Below are 22,900 nucleotides of genomic sequence, written 5' to 3' on the forward strand. Positions count from 1 at the left end.
TGAATGACACTCTCTACATATTGCAATCCATATTCAGGTGTTATTTACACTTGAAAAATGTTGAATTATCACAACTCATTGTTGCAAAAATGTGCTTCATTGGTTAGTTAACTGTTAAGCATCAGCTAATATAGCTGGGGCTAATATTACTTGTAAAAACAGATTGTTTCAAAAGGTTTATAGCCGTAACGCGCTTTGATATACATCAATGTTTATGCGCGGAATTTGCACAAAAATCCATCACATTGATCTAGATCAACCAGTATTGGATACGGATGTTAAGAGAGAGTAATCAGGAGAGAAATTAACCAGTTGCAAGCAAACATCGAGTTAACAATCAATGCTTTTTACTTACTAAACCAGTATGAGAAAAAATTCAAAAAATGTGAGTTTGGTCAACTTTAATGAAGCGCTGGGCAACAAAGGCCCAGCGAGGGAATCTTATTTTTCAATTCCGAAATGCAAATACGCACGATCTGTCGCGATTCTTCCACGCGGAGTGCGTTGTAAATAACCTTGCTGAATAAGATAAGGCTCAAGAACGTCTTCAATAGTGTCCTTTTCTTCACCTATCGCCGCTGCCATGTTGTCGAGCCCGACCGGACCACCACCAAATTTTTCCATAATCGCGAGTAGTAGCTTACGGTCCATGTAATCGAAGCCTTCGGCGTCCACATCAAGCATATTCAACGCCTTATCAGCAACATCGGCACAAATGTGACCATTGCCTTTTACTTCCGCATAATCACGAACACGGCGTAGCAAACGGTTAGCAATACGTGGTGTGCCACGCGCACGTCTTGCCACTTCCAATGCACCTTCAGGTTCCATTGATAAACCTAAACAATCCGCGCTTCGCTGCACGATATCTTGGAGGTCTTTTATCTTATAAAACTCAAGGCGCTGAGTAATACCAAAGCGGTCGCGCAATGGTGACGTCAAAGAGCCCGCTCGGGTCGTCGCACCAATTAACGTAAACGGTGGTAAATCGATCTTAATAGAACGAGCGGCCGGACCTTCACCGATCATAATATCCAGTTGATAATCTTCCATCGCCGGATACAGCACCTCTTCAACCATCGGACTCAAGCGGTGAATCTCATCGATGAACAACACATCGTTTTCTTCAAGGTTGGTTAACAGCGCGGCCAAATCGCCTGCTTTCTCAAGTACAGGGCCTGAAGTAGTGCGAATGTTCACTTCCATTTCATTGGCAACGATATTCGCAAGTGTGGTTTTACCCAAACCTGGGGGACCAAAAATCAAAAGGTGATCAAGTGCTTCGCTACGTAACTGAGCAGCTTTAATGAAGATCTCCATTTGGTCACGGACATGGTCCTGACCTTGGTAATCCGCTAATTTTTTTGGCCGAATAGCACGATCAATGACATCTTCATCACGAAAGGCAGGGTTTTCTGGCGCGATTAAACGATCGGCTTCAATCATCTTTTTACCTTGAAAAATGGTTACCTGAGAGAATAATGCCGCTCGTTTAACAGCAAGTGGCATATTTCTATATCTCGTCATCCTGTACAGCGACGAAGGAGCGTGATACAGGATCTTCTATCCGAGCGATTTATGGTCAAATTGTTTCATTAACCGCTCAGCGTGCTGCTATTAGATTCCCAGTCTCGCCAGGCTCGCTGAAATGACACAAAAAAACATCGTTAAGCGATTGGCATTAACCTTAGAGAATGAGTTATCTTGAACAAATGTTCACTGTGCAACCAGCGTTACACCATTGATTTTAGAGCTTCACGGATCATTTGCTCACTGCTCATGTCCGGTTTAGCGATCTGAGATACCACTTTCGACGCTTGAGTCGGCTTGTAACCTAGAGCTAGAAGCGCACTGATTGCCTCTTCTTCCGCGTTGTTGGATGTCACACTAGAATCCGCAGGAGCAGCATCCGTAAATGGTGTAAATAGATCGCCTGCGCCCCACCCTTTCAAGCGGTCTTTCATTTCAACAACCAATCGCTCTGCGGTTTTCTTGCCAACGCCTGGAAGCTTAACCAGCGTAGAAACGTCTTCATGTTCCACACAAGTAACAAATTGCGTTGCTGTCATACCAGAGAGAATACCAAGACCGAGTTTAGGACCAACGCCATTGGCTTTGATCACTTCACGGAAAAGTGCTCGTTCTTTTACCGTGTTGAAACCATATAGCAATTGCGCATCTTCACGGACAACAAAGTGAGTATAAATAATGGCTTCTTCGCCAACATTTGGCAGTTCGTAAAAACAGCTCATTGGCATCTGGACTTCATAGCCAATGCCATTAACTTCAATTAATACTTCAGGTGGTTGCTTTTCAATCAGTATGCCACGAAGACGTCCAATCACTATAAATACTCTTTGGAAATGAATTTGCGACAGGATAATAAAGAACTGGATAGACATCCAGTTAATTTTATCGATAGCGCCCTTTTCTGGCACTGGTTGCTTTGCCCGCTAAGGCAACGAGAGTCTTGTTAGTATTGGCATGACAAATCGCCACACCTAAAGCATCGGCCGCATCCGCTTGAGGCTTGGCGGGCAATTTAAGCATCTGCTGAACCATATGCTGAACTTGCGCTTTGTCCGCGCCACCAGTGCCTACGACAGCTTGCTTAATAAGACGAGCCGCGTATTCAAATACCGGCAACTCCGCATTCACCGCAGCAACAATTGCACTGCCACGAGCTTGGCCAAGTTTTAGCGCTGAATCCGCGTTTTTGGCCATAAACACTTGCTCGATCGCGAAAACGTCCGGTTGAAACTGGGTAATGATTTCCGTGACGCCTGCATAAATCTGTTTAAGCCGACCCGGAAGTTCTTTTTCTGAAGTACGAATGCAGCCACTACCAAGGTATTGCAAGTGGCGTCCATTTTGACGAATGACCCCATAGCCGGTAATGCGCGAACCTGGGTCAATGCCCAAAATAATTGACATGAATGTTCCTAAAAATGAGGCCTAATTCGGCCTCAGTCTTTTTATTATTACTTGCTAACTTCGGAGCAAATACCGCTCCCGACACCTTGAGTTTAATCTAGCGTAGCCGCAACGTCGTCAGAGATATCACCATTGTGATAAACCTCTTGAACGTCGTCCAGATCTTCCAAAGCGTCAATCAAACGAAGTAGTTTTGGCGCAGTATCCGCGTCCAAATCTGCTTTCGTAGATGGGATCAGCGACACCTCCGCGTTCTCTGCCTCAAACCCTGCGGCATCAAGAGCATCTTTTACGAGTCCAAAATCGCCTGGGGCCGTGTAGACATCAATCGAGCCATCTTCTGCCGTTTCAATGTCATCAGCACCACTTTCTAATGCTACTTCCATTACCGCATCCTCATCTAAACCTGGGCCATATGAAATCACGCCTTTCTTGTCGAAAAGATAGTTGACGCTACCATCCGTCCCCAGATTACCGCCTGACTTTGAGAATTCATGGCGCACGCCAGATACCGTACGATTTCGGTTATCCGTCATACATTCGACCATGACCGCCGTACCACCTGGACCATAACCTTCATAGATCACGGTTTCCATGTTGTCGTCGCCTTCACCACCAGCACCTCGGCTGACAGCGCGGTTGACAGTGTCACGTGTCATGTTGTTAGACAGTGCTTTATCAATTGCTGCTCGCAAACGTGGGTTATTTTCTGGCTCACCGCCCCCCTCTTTTGCCGCAACAACGATTTCACGAATTAATTTAGTAAAGATTTTGCCGCGCTTCGCATCTTGCGCTGCTTTACGGTGACGAATATTCGCCCATTTACTATGACCAGCCATAATTCACCTTTTAATGTATTTTGACGCTTAATAACAAAAACATGTTCTAAAAAGCGTTGCTTGGGAAATTGCTTTGGAAGTTTCTTGGGTTTATTTAAACAAAAACTCCCGCAGTTGCGGGAGTTTTCTTCAAATGTTGTGCGCTTATTCTGCGTCTTTTTCTTTCGCTGCAGTTACTGCGATTGCTAGCTCTTCTAGCGCTGCTGGGTTCGCAATACTTGGTGCGTCTGTTAGTAGACACGCCGCTGCTGTTGTTTTAGGGAACGCGATAACATCACGGATGTTCTCTGTGCCACATAGCAGCATTACTAGACGGTCTAGACCAAATGCAAGACCAGCATGTGGAGGCGTACCGAATTTCAGCGCATCAAGCAGGAAGCCGAACTTAAGCTGTTGCTCTTCAGGTGTGATACCTAGAATATCAAATACGGCTTCTTGCATATCTGCGTTGTGGATACGAACAGAGCCGCCGCCCACTTCGTAGCCATTTAGAACCATATCGTAAGCGTTAGAATTTGCCGCAGCAGGGTTTGCTTTTAGCTCTTCTGCAGTCACACCTAGAGGCGATGTGAATGGGTGGTGCATCGCGTGTAGGTTGCCTTCGTCATCTTCTTCGAACATTGGGAAGTCAACAACCCATAGTGGAGCCCATGAAGACTCATCCGTTAGCTCTAGGTCTTTACCTAGTTTCAAACGTAGCGCACCCATTGCTTCTGCAACGATACCCGCTTTATCAGCGCCAAATAGGATAATGTCACCAGATTCCGCTTGAGTACGATCTAGAATGCCGTTGATCACGTCTTCATTTAGGAACTTAGCGACTGGAGATTGGATACCTTCCATGCCCGCTGCACGGTCATTAACCTTCATCCAAGCTAGACCTTTCGCACCGTAGATGCCAACGAATTCACCGTAGCCATCAATTTGCTTACGAGTCAGAGAAGCGCCACCTGGAACGCGAATAACGGCAACGCGGCCTTTTTCATCGTTTGCTGGACCTGAGAATACTTTGAACTCAACGTCTTTCACTAGGTCAGCAACGTCTACTAGTTCCAGTGGGTTACGTAGGTCTGGCTTGTCAGAACCGAAACGACGAATCGCTTCGCTGAACGGCATTACTGGGAATTCACCTAGGTCAACGTTTAGTAGCTCTTGCCACATTTCACGAACCATTTTCTCAGTCGTTGCACGAACTTGGTCAGCCGTCATGAATGACGTTTCGATATCGATCTGAGTGAATTCTGGTTGACGGTCAGCACGCAAGTCTTCATCACGGAAACACTTAACGATTTGGTAGTAACGGTCAAAACCAGACATCATTAGAAGTTGTTTGAATAGCTGTGGAGACTGAGGAAGCGCGTAGAAGCTGCCTTTGTGAACACGGCTAGGTACTAGGTAGTCACGAGCGCCTTCTGGAGTCGCTTTTGTTAGGACTGGTGTTTCGATGTCTAGGAAACCGTTGTCATCTAGGAAACGACGAACAAAGCTAGACGCTTTAGCTCGTAGCTTGATGCGGTCGCTCATTTCTGGACGACGTAGATCTAGGTAACGGTACTTCAGACGCTGCTCTTCAGAGTTCTTTTGGTTGAAGTCTAGAGGCAGAACATCAGAACGGTTGATGATTTCAAGACCTTTCGCAAGGATCTCAACTTCACCTGTTGCCATGTCTTTGTTTGCTTGGCTCTCTGGGCGAACGCGCACTTCACCCGTTAGTTTGATACAGAATTCATTACGAAGTGTGTTCGCCACTTCATACGCATCCGCCATATCTGGATCAACAACTACCTGAACGATACCTTCGCGATCTCGCATATCAATAAAAATAAGACCGCCTAAATCACGACGACGGTTAACCCAGCCGCAAAGTTCTACAGTTTGTCCTGCAAGGGACTTGTTCAGGTGACCACAGTAATGGGTACGCATAATGAAATTCCCAATCTCTCAAATGTTGTTAACTACGCTCTGTCAGCCTCATTGCTAAGCAGAGTAAAGATTCAGTTATACGCTGAATGTCCACGAAAATCGACTACTCAACATACAATTACGTGTGTTTTATCATTCACTGGTGCTTTTTAGTACAACAAATGTTCAAAAGCGCACCAAAGCGAAAAAATTGGGGAGGATTATAGCGTGAAATTACCTATTTCAGCAAAACTCTCGTAAAGTATTCACACGAGTAGCAAGCAGTAAAGAATAATGGATAACTTACCTCTTCGACTTGGATTGACGATGTGGTCGCACAATCAATGGCAACAAAGTTTTTACGGCAGCGGGACAAAGCCCGCTGAACGTTTAGAAAGGTATGCGCAAGTGTTTCATACCGTGGAAGGCAACACGACATTTTATGCCACACCGACGCTCAATACAGTGCAAAACTGGAGAGCCGCAACCCACGATGATTTTCGCTTTACTTTCAAACTTCCTAAAGCCATCACTCATGAGCAAATGCTAAGAGGTTGCAGCGAACAACTGAGAGACTTCATGAAAGTCATGGAGCCTTTGCATGACCGTGTGGGCCAATGGACAATTCAATTACCAGCCGCATTTGGTCCTGAGCACCTTGATCGGCTGAAAAAATTCTGTGCGAACTTTCCACCTAACTTCCCTCTCGGTGTTGAGGTTCGCCATATGGCATTTTTCTCCAAAGGCGAAGAAGAGCGAGCACTTAACCAATGGTTAGTAGAGAATAATATTGACCGCATTATTATGGATAGCCGCCCAGTCTTTGCCGCTAAGCCCGACAATGAGGCGATTATTGATGCACAAATGAAAAAACCACGAGTCCCTGTTCACGCCATTGCTACCGCTTCACACCCTTTGATTCGCTTTATTGGTCATCCAGAAGAACAGCAAAATTACGAGTTTTTTAAACCATGGCTCAACAAGTTGCCACAATGGATTGCCGAAGGTAAACAGCCATATGTCATGATCCATACCGCAGACAATATAATTGCGCCAGAGTTGGCCGCAAACCTATATAAAGACATACAAAAGCTTATCACACTCCCTGAGTTATCACCTTTCCCAGCTGACGATGGCAACTCGCAGTTACAGATGTTCTAACGCAACACATGACAGAGGCGCGAAATTCCCATAAAATACGCGCCTTTTTTGGTGCCTGACATTTTCAGGCGGCTTGTATGCAGAGACTTAGTTATGAACCCTAAGAGCAATCCAGATACTATTTTTTCGGCTCCAATCGATAAAATTGGGGATTTCACGTTCGATGAACGCGTAGCGGAAGTATTTCCTGACATGATTCAACGATCGGTACCGGGTTACAGCAATATCATTTCTGCAATCGGTATGCTGGCAGAGCGTTTTGTAAAACCTCACTCAAACATCTATGACCTTGGCTGTTCTTTGGGTGCTGCAACATTGTCTATGCGTCGCCATATCAAACAAGAAGGTTGCCAAATCATCGCAGTGGACAACTCTCCTGCGATGGTTGAGCGTTGTAAACTTCACGTCAACGCTTACCGCAGTGACACTCCTGTGGATGTAGTAGAAGCAGACATTCGCAATATCGAAATTGAAAACGCGTCAGTGGTGGTGTTGAACTTCACTTTGCAATTCCTCTCTCCAGAAGATCGTTACTCCTTGCTCGAGAAAATTTACGCAGGCCTGCGTCCAGGCGGCATTTTGATTCTATCGGAGAAGTTCGTCTTCGAAGATGAAGTGTCGAACGAACTGTTAATTGACCTTCACCACGACTTTAAACGTGCGAATGGTTATAGCGAACTAGAAATCAGCCAAAAGCGCAGCGCGATAGAAAACGTAATGCGCCCAGATTCAAAGAAAGAACATAAAGAGCGTTTCGCTAAAATTGGCTTTTCTAGCTACGATGTTTGGTTCCAATGCTTTAACTTCGGCTCCATGTTCGCGATTAAATAGACCATGCATACAAAGCCTGAACCATACCGATTTCGGCTTTTGTTAATAATTTATACCCATCAACTCAGCGATTAACTAACTATGTTTAACTTTGCAAATTTCTACCAATTGATTGCCCAAGACACCCGTCTTCAACCTTGGCTTAATGTGCTTCCACAACAGCTAACGGATTGGCAAAATGCAGAGCACGGTGACTTTGGTCGCTGGTTGAAAGCCCTGAACAAAATCCCAGCGGGTAGACCGGACAGCATCGACATTGTTGATTCTGTCACGATTTCAAACAATGAGCCGATGCCTCAAGGGGAACTTAAAAAGCTAGAAAGCTTACTTCGTACATTCCATCCTTGGCGCAAAGGCCCATACCACGTACACGGCATCCATATTGATACTGAGTGGCGCAGTGATTGGAAATGGGACCGCGTGCTTCCACATATTTCTCCATTAAAGAATCGCAGCGTACTCGATGTAGGTTGTGGTAACGGCTACCACATGTGGCGCATGCTAGGCGAAGGTGCACGCTTAACTGTCGGTATCGATCCATCTCACCTGTTTCTAATTCAGTTCGAAGCAATTCGTAAACTAATGGGCGATGACCAACGTGCACACCTACTGCCATTGGGCATTGAACAACTACCTAAGTTGGAAGCGTTCGATACAGTATTCAGCATGGGCGTGCTTTACCATCGCCGCTCGCCTCTCGATCATTTAGTGCAACTAAAAGATCAATTGGTATCTGGAGGTGAACTCGTATTGGAAACACTCGTGATTGAAGGTGATGAGAATGCAGTACTGGTCCCGACTTCTCGTTACGCGCAAATGCGTAATGTCTATTTCTTCCCTTCAGCAAAAGCCCTAAAAGTGTGGCTAGAATTGGTCGGTTTTGAAGATGTTCGTATCGTTGATGAAAACATCACATCCGTAGATGAACAACGTACCACAGATTGGATGACGCATAACTCTCTACCTGACTACTTAGATCCGAACGACCCAAGCAAGACTGTAGAAGGCTACCCTGCCCCTCGCCGCGCGGTTCTTGTCGCTCGCAAATCATAATTCGCTGAGATTCCTGACATTGTCTTAACTCATTTTACGAGTTAAGACATTACCCTCTTTCCTCGTAATGAGCGAGTTTGATTTTTGAATCCATTTTTCACGTCAAAATATAAGCACGCTCTAAATAAGGATGCGCTTTTATGTCCTTGATTTTTGGCTTTTCATCACTATTCCTCAAACAATAAGTAATAGAGAAACATTCTTACTTGTGAGGCTTTATCGATATAAGCTAAACTCCTAAAAAATAAACAACTTAATCCAATCCCAAGGTTTTCAATGTTATTACGATTGACCCCGATTGTTGCCATCGCCTTACTATCTGGATGCTCACTAACCAAAGGCGAACAGTACCACCAAGAAACGTTAGCGGCGATTCAAAATTCAGAAGCGAATGTCAATAATCGCATTACCAACCTAGAGCTACAGCTCAGCAACCAATCGGACTATATCGACAGCCTTGAAGAACAAGTCGATAAACTACAGGTTGAACTTCTTACATTTCGCGATGAAGCAATGGCAGAAGTAAAAAAACCGAAAGAGCCGATTATTGTCCAATCTCCCGCTCCTGTGGAACCAACCCCAACTCACGATATTGTCCTTGGCTCTATCGAAAAGGTCACTGTAGAGTCGATTAAGCAAACTTTTGATGCACGTATCGACACTGGTGCCGCGACGTCGTCTTTAAATGCCGTTGATATTGAAGAGTTCGAAAGAAATGGTAAAAAATGGGTCCGATTCCACTTAGCAGACACCAGTAAATCCGAAGAAGAGAAAAGTACTTGGATCGAAGCTCCTGTCATTCGCTACGTCAAAATCCGCCAGGTTACCAGTGAAGAGTTAGAACGCCGCGCTGTGGTAGAACTTTGGGTGCGCGTTGGAAAAATTCATGAAAAAGCGCAATTTACGTTGGCAGATCGCTCACATATGAACCATCCTATTTTACTGGGTAGAGAATTTATGCGCGACATAGCACTTGTCGATGTAAGTCGTACCTATATCCAAACGGACGAAGATAAAAAATAATAAGGTAGATTATGACGTCAAAAATACCGTTTTACCTTTCTATCATCTTATTGGTGATTGCGGGCATTGCTCTGAGTGTTTTCAGACATGAAAACTACGGCGTGCCTTGGACGCCAGGCGAAACTCGCCAGGTGTGGGATGTAGAAGCTCGTATTGAGTTCAATGCTAACGGCAACGAAGTAAAAGCGTCACTTGCAGCACCTCATACGCAAAGTGGTTACACACTTATAGGTGAATCTGCTTCCTCATCAGGTTATGGCGTTTCCTACATCAATGACGATTCAGGCCGTCGTGCAGAATGGTCAATTCGCCAAGCTCAAGGGCCACAAACCATATACTACAAAGCCCAGTTCTTAGTAGACCCTCAGGCTAAAGTCACTCCTTTACCGCCAACGGAAGACATTACGCCACCAACGCTATCAGCACCACAAGCAGCAGCGGCAAATGCCCTTATCGAACGTGCGATGAGTCGCTCAGCCGATAATGTGACGTTTACTCGTGAGCTTATCAAAGCGCTTAATGACCCAGATAGCCAAAACTCGTCGCTACTACTGAACGATTTCAGCCGTACTGATGCACTGCATAATATTTTGCTTACCGCAGGTATACAAAGCAAAACCGTCGGTGTTATCGAACTAGAAGATGGTCGTCGACGCCAAACAATTCAACCAATGGTTCAGGTTTGGTCAGGTAAAGATTGGGTACTGTTTTCGCCAAAATCCGAACAAAAAGCAGTGAAACCCAACTTGTTAGTGTGGGATGAATCAAACGTATCCTTACTTGACCTTGTTGGTGGTAAAAATAGCCAAGTGCATTTCTCGATGATTAAGCAAGAAATGACACCACAACAAGCTACAAACAACAAAATAGAAGCAGATGGATTACTGAATATTTCAATTCATAGCTTACCTTTGGAAGAGCAAGCGATGTTCAAAACCATCATGCTCATCCCTATTGGTGCTCTGATCGTTGTGTTCTTGCGTGTGATTATCGGCCTGAAAACATCCGGTACCTTCATGCCTGTGTTGATTGCCGTTGCTTTTGTTCAAACTCAACTATTAACGGGTATTGTCGGTTTCTTGCTAATTGTAGGTACAGGCCTGATTATTCGAAGCTATTTGTCTAGGTTGAACTTATTGCTGGTAGCAAGGATATCTGCGGTCATTATTACCGTTATCATGATCATCTCGGTGTTCACCGTTGTTGCGTTTAAGATGGGCTTAACGGAAGGCCTAACAATTACCTTCTTCCCTATGATAATCTTGTCTTGGACGATTGAACGTATGTCAATCCTATGGGAAGAAGAAGGTGCGAAGGAAGTTGCTCTGCAAGGTGGTGGTTCATTGCTGACAGCGGTATTAGTTTACCTTGCAATGACGAACTCATACATTCAACACTTAACCTTTAACTTCATTGGTCTACAGTTGATTGTTCTGGCCGGTATTCTATTACTAGGTACTTACACAGGTTACCGCCTCACTGAGCTACGACGCTTCAAACCACTAGCGGAGGACTAAACGATGTTCGAAAGTTTTACTTCGCCGTCTAAGCTTCGCCATAAAGGCATTATGGGGATGAACAAGCGTAACCACAGCTATATTGGCCGTTACAATGATCGTTCTAAATACCCACTTGTCGATGACAAGCTAAAGACCAAAATTATTGCACAGGCAGCAGGAGCAACAGTTCCTGCCCTGATCGGTGTCATTCATAACCAAGCTGAAGTTAAGACTATCCACAAAATGGTTGAGAACTGGCCTGGTTTTGTAATCAAACCTGCACAAGGTAGTGGCGGTAAAGGCATTCTGGTTGTTACGTCTCACAAAAACGGGGTATATACCAAACCCTCCGGCTCTACAATTGGTAGGGATGAGGTCGAGCGTCACATTAGTAATGCGCTTGCTGGCCTTTTCTCTCTTGGTGGTAAAAATGACGTTGCTGTGGTTGAAAACTTAATCAAGTTTGATGACTGTTTTGATGGCTTCAGTTATGAAGGCGTACCAGATGTTCGGATCATCGTATTTAAAGGTTATCCAGTTATGGCGATGATGCGCTGTTCTACAGCGGCTTCCGACGGCAAAGCAAACCTTCACCAAGGTGCCGTAGGAGTAGGCATTGACATCGCGACAGGTAAAGCCGTCAGAGCGGTGCAGTTCGATCATCCAGTGACTCATCACCCTGATACAGGTAAAGACCTTTCGACCCTTCAAGTACCGCATTGGGAGCGCTTGCTGGAGCTTGCGTCAAGTGCCTGGGAAATGACAGGTTTGGGATACATGGGTACGGATATGGTGCTGGATAAAGATGAAGGACCTATGGTTTTAGAGCTTAACGCTCGCCCTGGTCTGGCAATCCAAATCGCTAATGGTGCAGGCTTGCTTCCTCGTTTGAAACACATAGAGAGCCTTGGCACACCTGCTGAGTATCCAAAACCGATTGAACGCGTCGCTTACGCAGCAGAGCAGTTCGGTGTGAAGCCGTTGTTCTAACCCTCCGACCTAATGTTCGTTATTACTCGCCAGTAATTGTCATGATTACTGGCGTTTTTGTTCCCGCATCCAAAAACCTTGCACTTGCTCTCCTTATTAAACACATCCTTCTCATATAAGTTGAATCAATGATCGAGCTAACAAAATCAACATAGATCGTTTCTTTTCTACTTTGCCTTTTGAGTATGATGAGAGCTCCCCTTACTCAACTTGAGAGGTTGGGAAATGCTAATAAAAGAAACAAATAATGATGAACCAGAGCTTGAAGAACAAGAGAGCTTAGACCAACACCTACAACGCTTGTCTGAGCTTTCTGTCCAAGCACTTGAAGAGCTTGCTGAAATGATCGAAGTCAGGGACGATATTCCAGAGGAATAAACGTCGCTTCCTCATTAAGTTCCGTTAATAAGCCGAGACTGCCGTCCTACAGTCTCGGCTTATCTTATGTATTTCGAAGCCTGCCTCGTAAACAGATACAAAAACGCCCGCGTTCATTGCGGGCGTTTTGTTAGATTCGAAGTTTACGATTCAAACTCTTCAATCATCTCTTGTGCTTCGGTCTTAGGCTTATCCGTTTGACCAAAACCGCGCAGACCCACTACGTGTACGTGTTCGTGGTCTTTAAACACCTTACGCACCAGTTTGTAGGTCGTACCTTTCTCTGGGCTGATGTTTTCTGGTGCCGCGATAAGAAGCTGCATATCCAGACGGTCACACAATTCGAACAATGTCGCGATCGATTTCGCATCCAGACGCGCTGCTTCATCTAAGAACAGCAGACGACAAGGCACAATGTCTTTACTGCGCAGGCGGCGTGATTCTTCTTCCCAGCTTTGAACAACCATCAGTAGGATTGACTGACCAGTACCGATCGCCTCACCTGTTGATAGCGCGCCAGACTCAGCCTGTAGCCAACCATCTGTACCACGGTTCACTTCTACACTTAGCTCTAGGTAGTTACGGTAATCCAGTAGCTCTTCACCCAAAACCTGAGGAGAACGTTGACCCATATCGATATGTGGGTTCACACGTTGGAACAGCTTCGCCATTGCTTCGGAGAAAGTAAAGCGAGTCGATTCAAACAGGTCTTTGTGCTGCTCTTGTTGTGTCGCTAGACCGTTCAGTAGCACTTCGTGACTTTCGCGGATCTTCACGTTTAGACGTACGCCCTTCACCTGACCAAACGAAATGTTCGACAAGCCTTGATTCAGCATACGAATACGGTTTTGCTCACGCTGAATCGTCTTCTTGATAATGCTCGCTACCGACTCAGAGCTGATCGCTAGACGGTTTTCACGTTGCGTTAGCTCTTCCGTTAGACGCGCCAGCTCGACTTCCATCTCTTCGATTGCTTCAACTGGGTCATCAGTACGGATGATATCCTGACGAATACGCTCACGAAGGTGTTGGTATACAGCAATATAGAACAGAACTTTACGCTCTGGGCGAGCGTTGTCTTCTGATAGACGCAGCGCATCACGCAGGTCGTCATTGTTCGCAACCGCTAGACGCAGCGCACCCAGTGATTTATCCGACATCGAACGCAGTTCATCCGCTGACATGTAAGCCAGTTCACGCTTGTGTAGACGACGTTCAACATCGTTCTCGCGCGCCAGACGAAGTACAGAGCACCAGCCAGCTTTCGCTGCAACCACGAACGTACGCAGCTCAACGTATTCTTTCTGAACTTTCTTCAGACGTTTTGCCAAGCCTTTCATCTCTAGTTCAGTAGAGGTGATCGTACGCTCGTATTCGCTCTTACGGCTGCGAGACGTATGTAGACGCTCATGCAATTCATCACGACGACGCATTGCACGTTCTTCAGCACCTTCGTCCGCGTTCACGCCAAACTCTTGAAGTTCTTGTTTGAACTCTTGAACCGTTTCCAGTTTCGCTTGGTGTGAACTCTTCAATGACGCCAATACTTGGTTGTATTGGTTCATTTGGCCTTGCGACTGTTTCAACTCTTCACGAGAGCGTGTACGCATTTGTTCAGCTTGAACCAGTTTTGCTTTTAGCTGCTCGCTCAGTTCGCTACTCTTGTTCAGTAGGTCTACTGAATCTGAGTAAGCGAAGTAGTGGCGACGCTCAACGAGATCTGAGAGTGCAAAGATTTGCTTCTTAAGATCTTGTAGCTGTTCGTCTGCCGCTTTGTATTCTGCTTCTAGCGCGTCGAATTGCTCTGGGTCAGCATCAAGCGCAGACGCAATATTCTCTAATTGCGCGACGGCTTTTGCATGGTTGCTTAAGAAGTTCTTCGCCTCTGCAAGCTGAGCGATTTTCTCTTCTAGCTCATCAAAACGCGCTTGCAATGACTCATCTTCAACAAGCACCATGTGTGACGCTAGCTTGTCCAGAGAAGACAACGCTTGCTTGCTGGTTTGAAGCTGAGAACGTTGTTGTTGCTCTTTCGCATCCAGATCCGCCAACACGCGAGCAATTTGGTTACGCTTATCACGAATAGTTGCCAGTGCTTGTTCTGGATCGGCGTCAAAAGCAACCTGAATGTGGTTAGACACAAATAGGTTAAACGCTTGGTACAAGCGCTGCATTTTCTGAGAATCAAACGCCGCTTTTGCGTGTTTCTCTACCACTTCTTCTCGTTCGTTACGCAGCAACTCTAGACGCTGCTCACGTGCCGCACGGCCAAACAATGGGATCTCAGGCAAGCGAGAGTAACGCATTTGGCGATCGTTCATACGAACGCAAACCGCGCCCTCTAACTCTTCTGCATCGAACGAGCTGTCATCAAAGGCATCGATGTCACCTTCAATGATGTACAAGTCTTCTGGACAGTCGTCTAGCTCTACCAGTTTCTCTTCGATGCCTGACAAGTCAGAAACAACGATAGCGTGACGAGCCGGACCGTACATCGCACTGAAGTAAGGCGCGTCATCAATCGTGATGTCATCGTAGATCTCAGACAGCAATACACCGCCCAGCGTATCTGCCAAACCTTTCAGGCGAGGGTCATTTGAACCACCAGGAGAAGCAAGACGCTCAATCTCAGAGTCTAGCTGGCTACGGCGCTCAGCAAGCTTATCTTTAGCTAAAGACAGCTCCCTTTCTTGTTCAAGGACAACTTGCATGTGGTTCATTACCGCATGGCGATCCTCAAGCTCTTCACCGCTCTGCTCTCTCAGTTTCTCTAGCGCATCGTTCGCCGCGATCCAAGCTGGTGCTATTGCTTCAAGCTTACTGATTTCTGCCACCGCGTTTTGCTCTAGACGGCGCTGTTCACCACGCTGATCACGAACTTCTTCTTGAGCTATCTCTAGTGATTCGATTTGCGTCGCATGACGTTCACGTTCTTGTTCAAACGTAACCTCATCGGTTAGTTCAACGTGATATTGCTTTTTGTATTCAGCAACCAGTTCACGTGCTTGACGCTGCTGGTTAAGGCTGCGTTCGAGATCACGGTGTTGTGCTCGCCATTGCTGTTCGTTTTGTGCGATTTGTTGTGACTCACGCGCTTTCGCGATTGCAGTTTTCGCATGTTCAGACGCGTCTTTGCGCTCAACTTGACCAACGATGCTTTGTACCAGTTTAAGCGCGGTTTCAAACTGCTCTGCCGCTGCAGAAGACATGTCCAGTTTGTGCTTAACCGATAGCAACGCATTGGTGTGTTCTGATTCTTTGCTCTTAAGCTCAGAGACAAGCGCTTGAGCCGATTCCGCCGTTAGGCTGTCATCGCCAAGTAGCTGCTTCGCTTTCTCCAGCGCTTGAACTGCTTGTTGATATTGAAGGGCGCGAGTTTGCTGAACGTCAAGAGCTTGCTGGTAATCAGCAAGTTGCGTCTTAAGGCTATCCACCTCTTCTTCTGCAACGGTAGCTTGCTCTTCAGCCATCATCACGCGTTCTTGCGCTTCTTCCACTACCATCATTTGTTCTTCAAGACGCTCGCTCAGCTCTTCAAGATCTTCTTGGTAGCGTTCGATCTTCTCTTGCTGACGCAGCGCGTTTTGCACCAGTTGCAAGTGATCAGAAGCCGCTTGGTAGTCTTGCTCTAAAGAAGATTCTGATTCGATCAGCAGTTCCAGCTCTTCTTGAACGCGATTAAGCAGATTGTTTTGCTCAATCAAGGTCTCGCGAGAACCAAATAACTCTGAACGCAAAGACAATGTCTGTTCTAGTTTTTTACGACGCTCGTTAGCATGGCGCATATAGTCCGCTGCCACGTAGTTAGTCGACTCTGTGATCAAGTGTTTGAACAAGTCACGGTCTGCTTGCGTAGTTTTGATCGCTTCTAGCGTCATGCGGTTTTCACGCAGCGCCGATTCCATATCTTGGAACGCTTTCTTCACGCCGCCGTTTTGTGGCAGAAGGTAGTCACGTAGCGAACGGGTAATCGCACTTGAGATACCACCGTAAAGCGATGCTTCGATCAGGCGGTAGAATTTAGAACGGTCACCAGAGTTACGCAGTTTCTTCGGAATCACACCGAATTCAAACATTTGTGCGTGGTAATCCACGATAGAAGAGAAGGCTTTAAATTGAACGCCTTCAAATTCTGCGATTGATTCTTTTACTTCATTGATTTGACGTACACGAGCTTGAGTCGCAGATACGCTTTCAACCAAGATATCTGTTGGTTTCACATGGCTTGGAAGACCTTGGATAACAAACGGTTTGATATCTACTTTCTTATCACGACCTGCAACTTGCTGCAGTTTTACTGCGAACAATAGGCGTTGGTTACGTGAGTTAACCACGTCAAGCGCCGCATAACACGCGCCCGGCTGTAGCTTACCGTACAGACCTTTGTCGCGAGACGATTGGCTGCTGCCTGCTTCTGTCGTGTTACGGAAGTGCAGCAGCGTTTGGTCAGGAATCAATGCGGTGATGAACGCCGCCATTGTGGTTGATTTACCTGCACCGTTACCACCTGATAGCGTGGTGACCAGACCATCGATGTCAAACGTACGGGCAAAGAAGCCGTTCCAGTTGACCATGGTCAGCGATTGGTATTTACCGCGTTCAATCATGCTCATGCTTCACCCTCTTCTGTTGTTTCTTCTTGGGCTTGGTCGTCTTGATCTTCTTCAGACAATAAGCTGCCTTGGCTTGGCTCTTTGGTGTGCACTACTGCTTCACCATCACGGATCAGACGCAGCTGCGCTTCACGCATGTCATCGCCAATACGTACATCGGCACCAAAGCGGAATACCGCTTCACTGATGCTGAATTTACCGGTTTCACCGATGTTGATGATCATGCCTAGACGGCGTAGACGACGAAGTGACGTACGTACTTTTTCAAACAGCTTTTCTTTATCAAGGTCGGAACCAGTCGCACGGTTCGTCACTAGCTTCATCAGCTTGTTTTCATCTGCTAGAGCAAGCAGTTCGTCGTACAGCTCTTGGTTAGTGAAGATGCCTTCGTGCGCAAGACGCTCTGGGCTTAGATAAAGGAAACACAGTACCTTACCCACCAGCATATCCAGTTCAGAAAGAACACTACGGCCAATCAGAGACGTTGAACGAGGACGAAGATAGAAGAAACCTTCTGGCGCTTTCACCAATTCGGTGTTGTAGCGTTGGTAGAAAGAAGAAAGCTCAAGTTCGAAATCCGACAGCAACGCGTGGTTGTCTAGATCTTCACTTGAGATATGACGCCCTGCTCGAAGCATGCTGTCTAGCGCTGGGAACAGAGGGTTAGAAATTGCTTTTGCCAGATTCTCTGACATGTATTCATTAGTATCGGTCGATGACATTCGCTTGTACCTTTGCCCCAAATTCGTTGATTGCTTTCCAGTCTGGTTGAATCGCTTGGTAATCCGATTCTGAATACCCTAGACGTACAGCTTGATCGACGATAATGCGAGCTAAATCAAAATGATGAGTATAAGGGTGCTGTGCAAGGTAATCTCGCAGTACCACACTCAAATCGATTGGTGTGCCTTGATCTTTATGCGCTTTTAGCATGTCACCAATTCGTTCAGACAACTCATCATTGACTTGTTGAAACTCTTCGTATTCTACTTCCATCGGAACTTGCCCCGTGACCTCGTCATCACGCAGTACTAGGGCCTCATCACGAAGGTCGGAAAGCCTCTCCGCATCTGCATAAGTCAGATACCAAGGCGCATCGAAGTAATCTTTGACAGATTGACGCAGACGCGAGCTAAACGCACGATTCTTATCCATATCGATTGCAGTACGGATAAACTTGTGCACGTGTCGGTCGTAACCAATCCAAAGGTCGATAGCTTGCTGGCCCCAGCTTGTGATTCGGTCCAGCTTCATTTGCAGACCAAACAAGGCTTCTTCGATAAACTCCAGCTCAGGGTCACCGTAAACAATTTCTTGAATATCGAGGATCTGAGTTTGCAGTTCATCACTGGCGGCTTGCAGCGTATCTTGAAGTTCACGCAACGTGCTTGATGTTTCTGACAGAAGTGCTTCACAGTTGTTGATCGCTTCACGCCAGTCTTTGTTAAGCAGGTCAGCAATCTGTTGTTTCACTGACTGTTGCTGCTCATCCATAACACGTTGGTTGAGGTCAATTTGATCGAAAATTTCGCCTACAGAATATTTTAAAACACCGTATACGTTTTTCTTCCAGTGACCCGGTGTGCCACCTTTTTGTGCTGCCTCAATCGCTTTCGCCATTTCATCCGCTACCATGGATAGCTGGATAGATAGACGCAGTTTTGAGAACTCACGATGACGCACGTAGTAGTCGGTTATTCCTATCGCTAATGGCGACAAGCGGTAAATGCTCGCTCCGTCAGTAATCTCACTGACAAAACGGCTCATAAGACGCTGCTTAACCATCTCGTTGATCGCATTGTTCGCACGAAAAGCGGAGGCTTCGCCGGTCTCATCAAATAGTCGAGTGACGATGGCAAATGCATCATGCAGTTCACCTTCACCCAGTTCTTCATCGAACCTTTCATTACTCAGTACGGCAATGGCTATCAAAAATGCCAATCGCTCTGTGGTCAGGTTCAACGAGAAATCGTGCTGCTTAACCCAGCCAACCAGCTCATCGATTGGTTGCTCTGCAGCATTGAGAGTCATCTCACTCATTGTTATTCCTGTTTATCGTTCTTTTTAGCCCACACATGAATGTAGCGGCCTAATGAGAGGTATGGCTCTTGTCGACAAAGTTGTTTTTCTAGCGCCAACACATCTTCAAACTCGTAATCACCCATGTATTCCATATTGCCTATGTAATCACTAAATGAGCGAATACCAGATTTGCCACAAATATTAAAACCTGAATTTTCTATCCACTGGTAGACTTCTTCAGGTTTTAAGCCTTTTTGCGGCTGTAGTTTAAATCTTTTTCGGTGAGGCATGCCGTCTAATATATGAGGAATGTTGCCACAAACCACGTTTTTATAGACTAAACCGTGGTGGTTGTAGAACATGACTGATGCGATACCTCCCGGTTTTACTTGTTCAAGAACTGTTTCAAGTGCGGCCTTAGGATCAACCAGCCACTCCATCACAGCGTGGAACATAACCAGATCGACCTGTCCATCCATATGTTCACCGATGGATTGGACAGGCGAATGAATCAGGCGATACTGCTCAAGCAAACCGTTTTTTTCAATATCCTGCTTAGCCAACTGCAGCATTTCCGAAGATAGATCACATAAAGCGATTCGATGTCCGAGCTTAGCAAGCTTTTGCGACATTTGTGCCAAACCACCACCAGCGTCTAACACTTCTAGGGGTTGCTGGTCAGCATCTAATTCACTTAGAATCTGTAGAAAATCTTCCCACACAATGATTTGGCGGATCTCCCCTTTATCGGAGCCGTAAATATTTTTTGCAAATTTGTGGGCGATATCGTCGAAATTGCGGTCTTCTGTCACTTCTGCTGAGTTATCATAACGGATTGTGCCGCTATTCTGGCACAAGGAAAGCAGGAATAAAGAGGGATACCCTCATTTTTATTATCAATTGATGTTTTTTCGGACTATTTATGTATGTTTGAGCTGAAAAAAGTAGTGTCAGCCATGCTTATGCCCCTTCCGGCATTGCTGCTGATAGGCTTGTTGGGTCTTGCTCTCATTAGTTTTACTACAAAACGTAAAACTGGCTGCTTCGTTGTTCTATTCTCTTTTGTTGGCATTTTTCTTGTTGCCTTCCAGCCTGTTTCAACCAAGCTTCTTATGCCGTTAGAGCGAGAGCATAAAGCCTTTTTGCCAGTTTCTGGCACCATCGACTACGTGATGGTTTTAGGGAATGGTCATGTTATCGATGACGAAATTCCACCCACCTCGCAGTTAAGCCGTGCAGCATTAATGCGCTTAACTGAGGGCATTCGTATTTTAAGAATGTATCCAGGCGCGAAATTAATCTTATCCGGCTATGCTGGCGGATCTGAAATTAGCCACGCGCGAATGATGGCGAACGTTGCCCTTGCGTTGGGAGTCGCGAAATCCGATATCATTTTATTAGAAGATGCGAAAGATACGTGGGAAGAGGCGCGTCAAGCGGCTGCATTCGTTCAACAAAAGGAAATTGTGTTAGTCACTTCTGCGAGTCACATGAGCCGTGCATTGTATGAGTTCAACGCAGCAGGCATTAAACCAATCCCAGCCCCGACCAACTTCTTAGCTATTAGCGAGATAAGTCAACCTTGGGATAAATACTCACCTAAAGCGCGTTACTTAGAACAAACAGAGCTTTATTGGCATGAGTACTTGGGCAGTATTTGGCAAAGGTTGCGTGATACTGTCGGCCAAACACCAATGGTTGAAGCAAACTAGTATTATCTTGAAGCCACAAAAAAGGAGAGCCGAAGCTCTCCTTTTTCTTTTTACGATTGAGTTATGTTCAAACTAGTCACCAGCAAACATATAGCCCTCGCCGTGTACCGTTACAAAAATTTGTGGGTTCTTAGGATCGAACTCCATTTTTGCGCGCATACGTCGAATAAGAACATCAATGGTGCGGTCATTCGGCGCATCCACTCGATGGCTGATCATGTTCAAAATACGCTCACGACTTAACACCTGGTTAGGGTAAGACGATAATGCCACCAAAAGTTCATACTCTGCTTTAGTTAGTTTTACTGGCTCACCGTTGCGGCTAAGTGCGCGACGTTGAATGTCGAATGTCCACTCCCCAAAGCGCACAATGTGCTCTTCACTGGTTTCATTCGCTTTCGAGCTGCCACTGCGCGCTGCTGAAATACGCCACAGCAAGTTTTTAACGCGAACTAACAGCTCTCTCAGTTCAAAAGGTTTTGTCACATAATCGTCAGCACCCATTTCTAGGCCTACGATTTTATCAATGCTATCCGTGCGTCCTGTTACTAATATGATACCAATATCCGATTGGCTACGTAACTCACGAGTAAGCATCAGGCCGTCTTCACCAGGCAGGTTAATATCCAGCATGATCAGGTCTACATCGCCCGCTTGCAAAACTTCACGCATTTCTGCGCCACTCTCTGCTTCGCTGACTTGGTAGCCCTCATTTTGGAAATACCCCGCAAGCTTACTACGAGTTACAACATCATCTTCTACGACTAATACGTGATAGCTCATTTACACCACTTTTCTGTCTTCTTATTATCCAAGACGTATTCTATTCATAACTAGTAACATTTCTAGTCATAGATACATTAAAACGCAAGATTTAGCGTTTTTATTGATTCAAAACAAGCTTGCCCATTGCTATTAATAAACGGTCATTTTTGACCATAAAACATAACAATTATAGTTACTGCTATTCATTTTAATTGATTACACTTAGGGGATATCCCTAATTGACTTTGTGATGCATGACTTGAAGCATCATTCAGGAGCCCAAAATGCAAGAAGTGAAAGCTTTTAATGAAAAACGCGCTGAAATTTACTGGTGGTTTTCGAGCTTGTTCGCAAAAGAACTAACAGAGAAAGAATTGGAAGCCTATCACAGTGTTGAAATTCGCAGTTTTCTCGCAGGTTTAGGTGAAAATGAGTCGCTGAAACCAGCTGTTGATAGCCTAGTTGATGCATTGAATCGGTTACAAGATCGTGAAGATGCACAACTAGAGCTTGCAGCTGACTTTTGTGAACTGTTTTTGAAGACAGAAAAATACGGCGCTCTTCCTTACGCATCCATGTACATTGGTGAATCAGGTTTACTGAATGACAAGCCAGCTGAGGAAATGGAAAAGTTGATGGCTGAATTTGGCGTTCAAGTAGACGAAAACCTAAAGGAACCTGCGGATCACTTAGCCGTTGAGCTCGACTTTCTCGGGAACATGATTATCCGCTCAAACGAGCTTGAACAAGAAAAACACATGGAAGAAGCCTTCGTTAAACAAAACGACTTTATCCAGCAACAATTGATGTCTTGGTTACCTCAGTTTTCAGACAAATGTAAAAAATTCGACGAATTTGGATTTTACTCGAGTGTCGCGAAACTATTAGTTGCATTTTGTAAACTAGACAGCGCCTACCTTCTTGGTGAATAATTGCCGCCTATTTTTAGGGAGCCTGCCTATCGGGCTTCCTGTATGCCTGAAAGTGACCAATTGTAAGTAACTTGGGTATAATATTCGTTTGCCTTAACTTAGCGCAAAGACGCTTGGTTATTTAGCAGTCAAAATGTGACTTCAAATACACAAATCTCTTGCTGAAAACATTGCTAGTCAGTCCACATAGGGCTAAAATGTGAGCGCAAACGATTAAATATGATTTATATGTAAACCGCTGAAATA

General features: G+C 45.5%; 19 protein-coding genes. 9 read left to right on the top strand and 10 right to left on the bottom strand.

Annotated features, from left to right (window positions below):
* Positions 1 to 441: 441 nt before the first annotated feature.
* The 5 genes from ruvB to aspS all read right to left on the bottom strand — a co-directional run bounded on the left by ruvB (position 442) and on the right by aspS (position 5,696).
* A complete protein-coding gene (gene ruvB, locus R8269_RS08345; RefSeq protein WP_005378312.1) occupies positions 442 to 1,446 on the bottom strand; it encodes a Holliday junction branch migration DNA helicase RuvB in 1,005 nt (334 codons plus the stop codon).
* 287 nt (positions 1,447 to 1,733) lie between these two features.
* The gene (gene ruvA, locus R8269_RS08350) at positions 1,734 to 2,345 is read right to left on the bottom strand and encodes a Holliday junction branch migration protein RuvA (protein ID WP_213885388.1); all 612 of its coding nucleotides are present in this window, start codon (positions 2,343 to 2,345) and stop codon (positions 1,734 to 1,736) included.
* A 67-nt stretch (positions 2,346 to 2,412) separates the two neighbouring features.
* On the bottom strand, positions 2,413 to 2,934 hold the full coding sequence (ruvC, locus tag R8269_RS08355) for a crossover junction endodeoxyribonuclease RuvC (RefSeq protein ID WP_005387909.1): 522 nt from the start codon (positions 2,932 to 2,934) through the stop codon (positions 2,413 to 2,415).
* Between the two features lie 92 nt (positions 2,935 to 3,026).
* Positions 3,027 to 3,773: a YebC/PmpR family DNA-binding transcriptional regulator gene (locus tag R8269_RS08360; RefSeq protein WP_258476569.1), complete on the bottom strand. Its 747-nt coding sequence runs from the start codon at positions 3,771 to 3,773 to the stop codon at positions 3,027 to 3,029.
* Between the two features lie 144 nt (positions 3,774 to 3,917).
* Positions 3,918 to 5,696, bottom strand: a complete 1,779-nt coding sequence (gene aspS, locus R8269_RS08365) for an aspartate--tRNA ligase (protein WP_258476570.1) — start codon at positions 5,694 to 5,696, stop codon at positions 3,918 to 3,920.
* 273 nt (positions 5,697 to 5,969) lie between these two features.
* Between aspS and R8269_RS08370 the strand changes: the two genes are divergently transcribed.
* The 7 genes from R8269_RS08370 to R8269_RS08400 all read left to right on the top strand — a co-directional run bounded on the left by R8269_RS08370 (position 5,970) and on the right by R8269_RS08400 (position 12,610).
* Positions 5,970 to 6,836: a DUF72 domain-containing protein gene (locus R8269_RS08370; protein ID WP_170897174.1), complete on the top strand. Its 867-nt coding sequence runs from the start codon at positions 5,970 to 5,972 to the stop codon at positions 6,834 to 6,836.
* A 93-nt stretch (positions 6,837 to 6,929) separates the two neighbouring features.
* Positions 6,930 to 7,667: a carboxy-S-adenosyl-L-methionine synthase CmoA gene (gene cmoA, locus R8269_RS08375; protein ID WP_017635063.1), complete on the top strand. Its 738-nt coding sequence runs from the start codon at positions 6,930 to 6,932 to the stop codon at positions 7,665 to 7,667.
* Between the two features lie 81 nt (positions 7,668 to 7,748).
* Complete coding sequence (cmoB, locus tag R8269_RS08380) at positions 7,749 to 8,720, top strand: tRNA 5-methoxyuridine(34)/uridine 5-oxyacetic acid(34) synthase CmoB (protein WP_054700774.1); 972 nt, start codon at positions 7,749 to 7,751, stop codon at positions 8,718 to 8,720.
* 276 nt (positions 8,721 to 8,996) lie between these two features.
* A complete protein-coding gene (locus tag R8269_RS08385) occupies positions 8,997 to 9,743 on the top strand; it encodes an ATP-dependent zinc protease (RefSeq protein WP_005378391.1) in 747 nt (248 codons plus the stop codon).
* 11 nt (positions 9,744 to 9,754) lie between these two features.
* The gene (locus R8269_RS08390; protein WP_005378389.1) at positions 9,755 to 11,260 is read left to right on the top strand and encodes an inactive transglutaminase family protein; all 1,506 of its coding nucleotides are present in this window, start codon (positions 9,755 to 9,757) and stop codon (positions 11,258 to 11,260) included.
* A 3-nt stretch (positions 11,261 to 11,263) separates the two neighbouring features.
* Complete coding sequence (locus R8269_RS08395) at positions 11,264 to 12,232, top strand: alpha-L-glutamate ligase-like protein (protein WP_005378387.1); 969 nt, start codon at positions 11,264 to 11,266, stop codon at positions 12,230 to 12,232.
* 225 nt (positions 12,233 to 12,457) lie between these two features.
* Positions 12,458 to 12,610, top strand: coding sequence for a hypothetical protein (locus R8269_RS08400; RefSeq protein ID WP_005378381.1), 153 nt, complete (start codon positions 12,458 to 12,460; stop codon positions 12,608 to 12,610).
* A gap of 143 nt (positions 12,611 to 12,753) precedes the next feature.
* Here the strand turns inward: R8269_RS08400 and mukB are convergent, their stop codons facing one another.
* The 4 genes from mukB to cmoM are packed head-to-tail and all read right to left on the bottom strand — an operon-like array spanning position 12,754 to position 20,057.
* Positions 12,754 to 17,217, bottom strand: coding sequence for a chromosome partition protein MukB (gene mukB / locus R8269_RS08405; RefSeq protein ID WP_064369083.1), 4,464 nt, complete (start codon positions 17,215 to 17,217; stop codon positions 12,754 to 12,756).
* A gap of 2 nt (positions 17,218 to 17,219) precedes the next feature.
* Complete coding sequence (gene mukE / locus R8269_RS08410) at positions 17,220 to 17,945, bottom strand: chromosome partition protein MukE (protein ID WP_005378379.1); 726 nt, start codon at positions 17,943 to 17,945, stop codon at positions 17,220 to 17,222.
* A complete protein-coding gene (gene mukF / locus R8269_RS08415; protein ID WP_017634722.1) occupies positions 17,926 to 19,263 on the bottom strand; it encodes a chromosome partition protein MukF in 1,338 nt (445 codons plus the stop codon). Before mukF ends, mukE begins: the two co-directional genes overlap by 20 nt.
* Positions 19,264 to 19,265: 2 nt before the next feature.
* Entirely contained in the window at positions 19,266 to 20,057 is a 792-nt protein-coding gene (gene cmoM, locus R8269_RS08420; protein WP_025766915.1) for a tRNA uridine 5-oxyacetic acid(34) methyltransferase CmoM, read from the bottom strand.
* A gap of 114 nt (positions 20,058 to 20,171) precedes the next feature.
* Here cmoM and elyC point away from each other — a divergent pair, with 114 nt between their 5' ends.
* The gene (elyC, locus tag R8269_RS08425; RefSeq protein WP_005387893.1) at positions 20,172 to 20,957 is read left to right on the top strand and encodes an envelope biogenesis factor ElyC; all 786 of its coding nucleotides are present in this window, start codon (positions 20,172 to 20,174) and stop codon (positions 20,955 to 20,957) included.
* Between the two features lie 72 nt (positions 20,958 to 21,029).
* On the opposite strand, the gene torR is transcribed toward elyC, so the two are convergent.
* On the bottom strand, positions 21,030 to 21,740 hold the full coding sequence (gene torR, locus R8269_RS08430; RefSeq protein ID WP_005378370.1) for a two-component system response regulator TorR: 711 nt from the start codon (positions 21,738 to 21,740) through the stop codon (positions 21,030 to 21,032).
* Between the two features lie 266 nt (positions 21,741 to 22,006).
* Between torR and torD the strand changes: the two genes are divergently transcribed.
* A complete protein-coding gene (torD, locus tag R8269_RS08435; RefSeq protein WP_005378369.1) occupies positions 22,007 to 22,654 on the top strand; it encodes a molecular chaperone TorD in 648 nt (215 codons plus the stop codon).
* Positions 22,655 to 22,900 lie beyond the last annotated feature (246 nt).

This window comes from Vibrio sp. Vb0667, assembly GCF_033391095.1.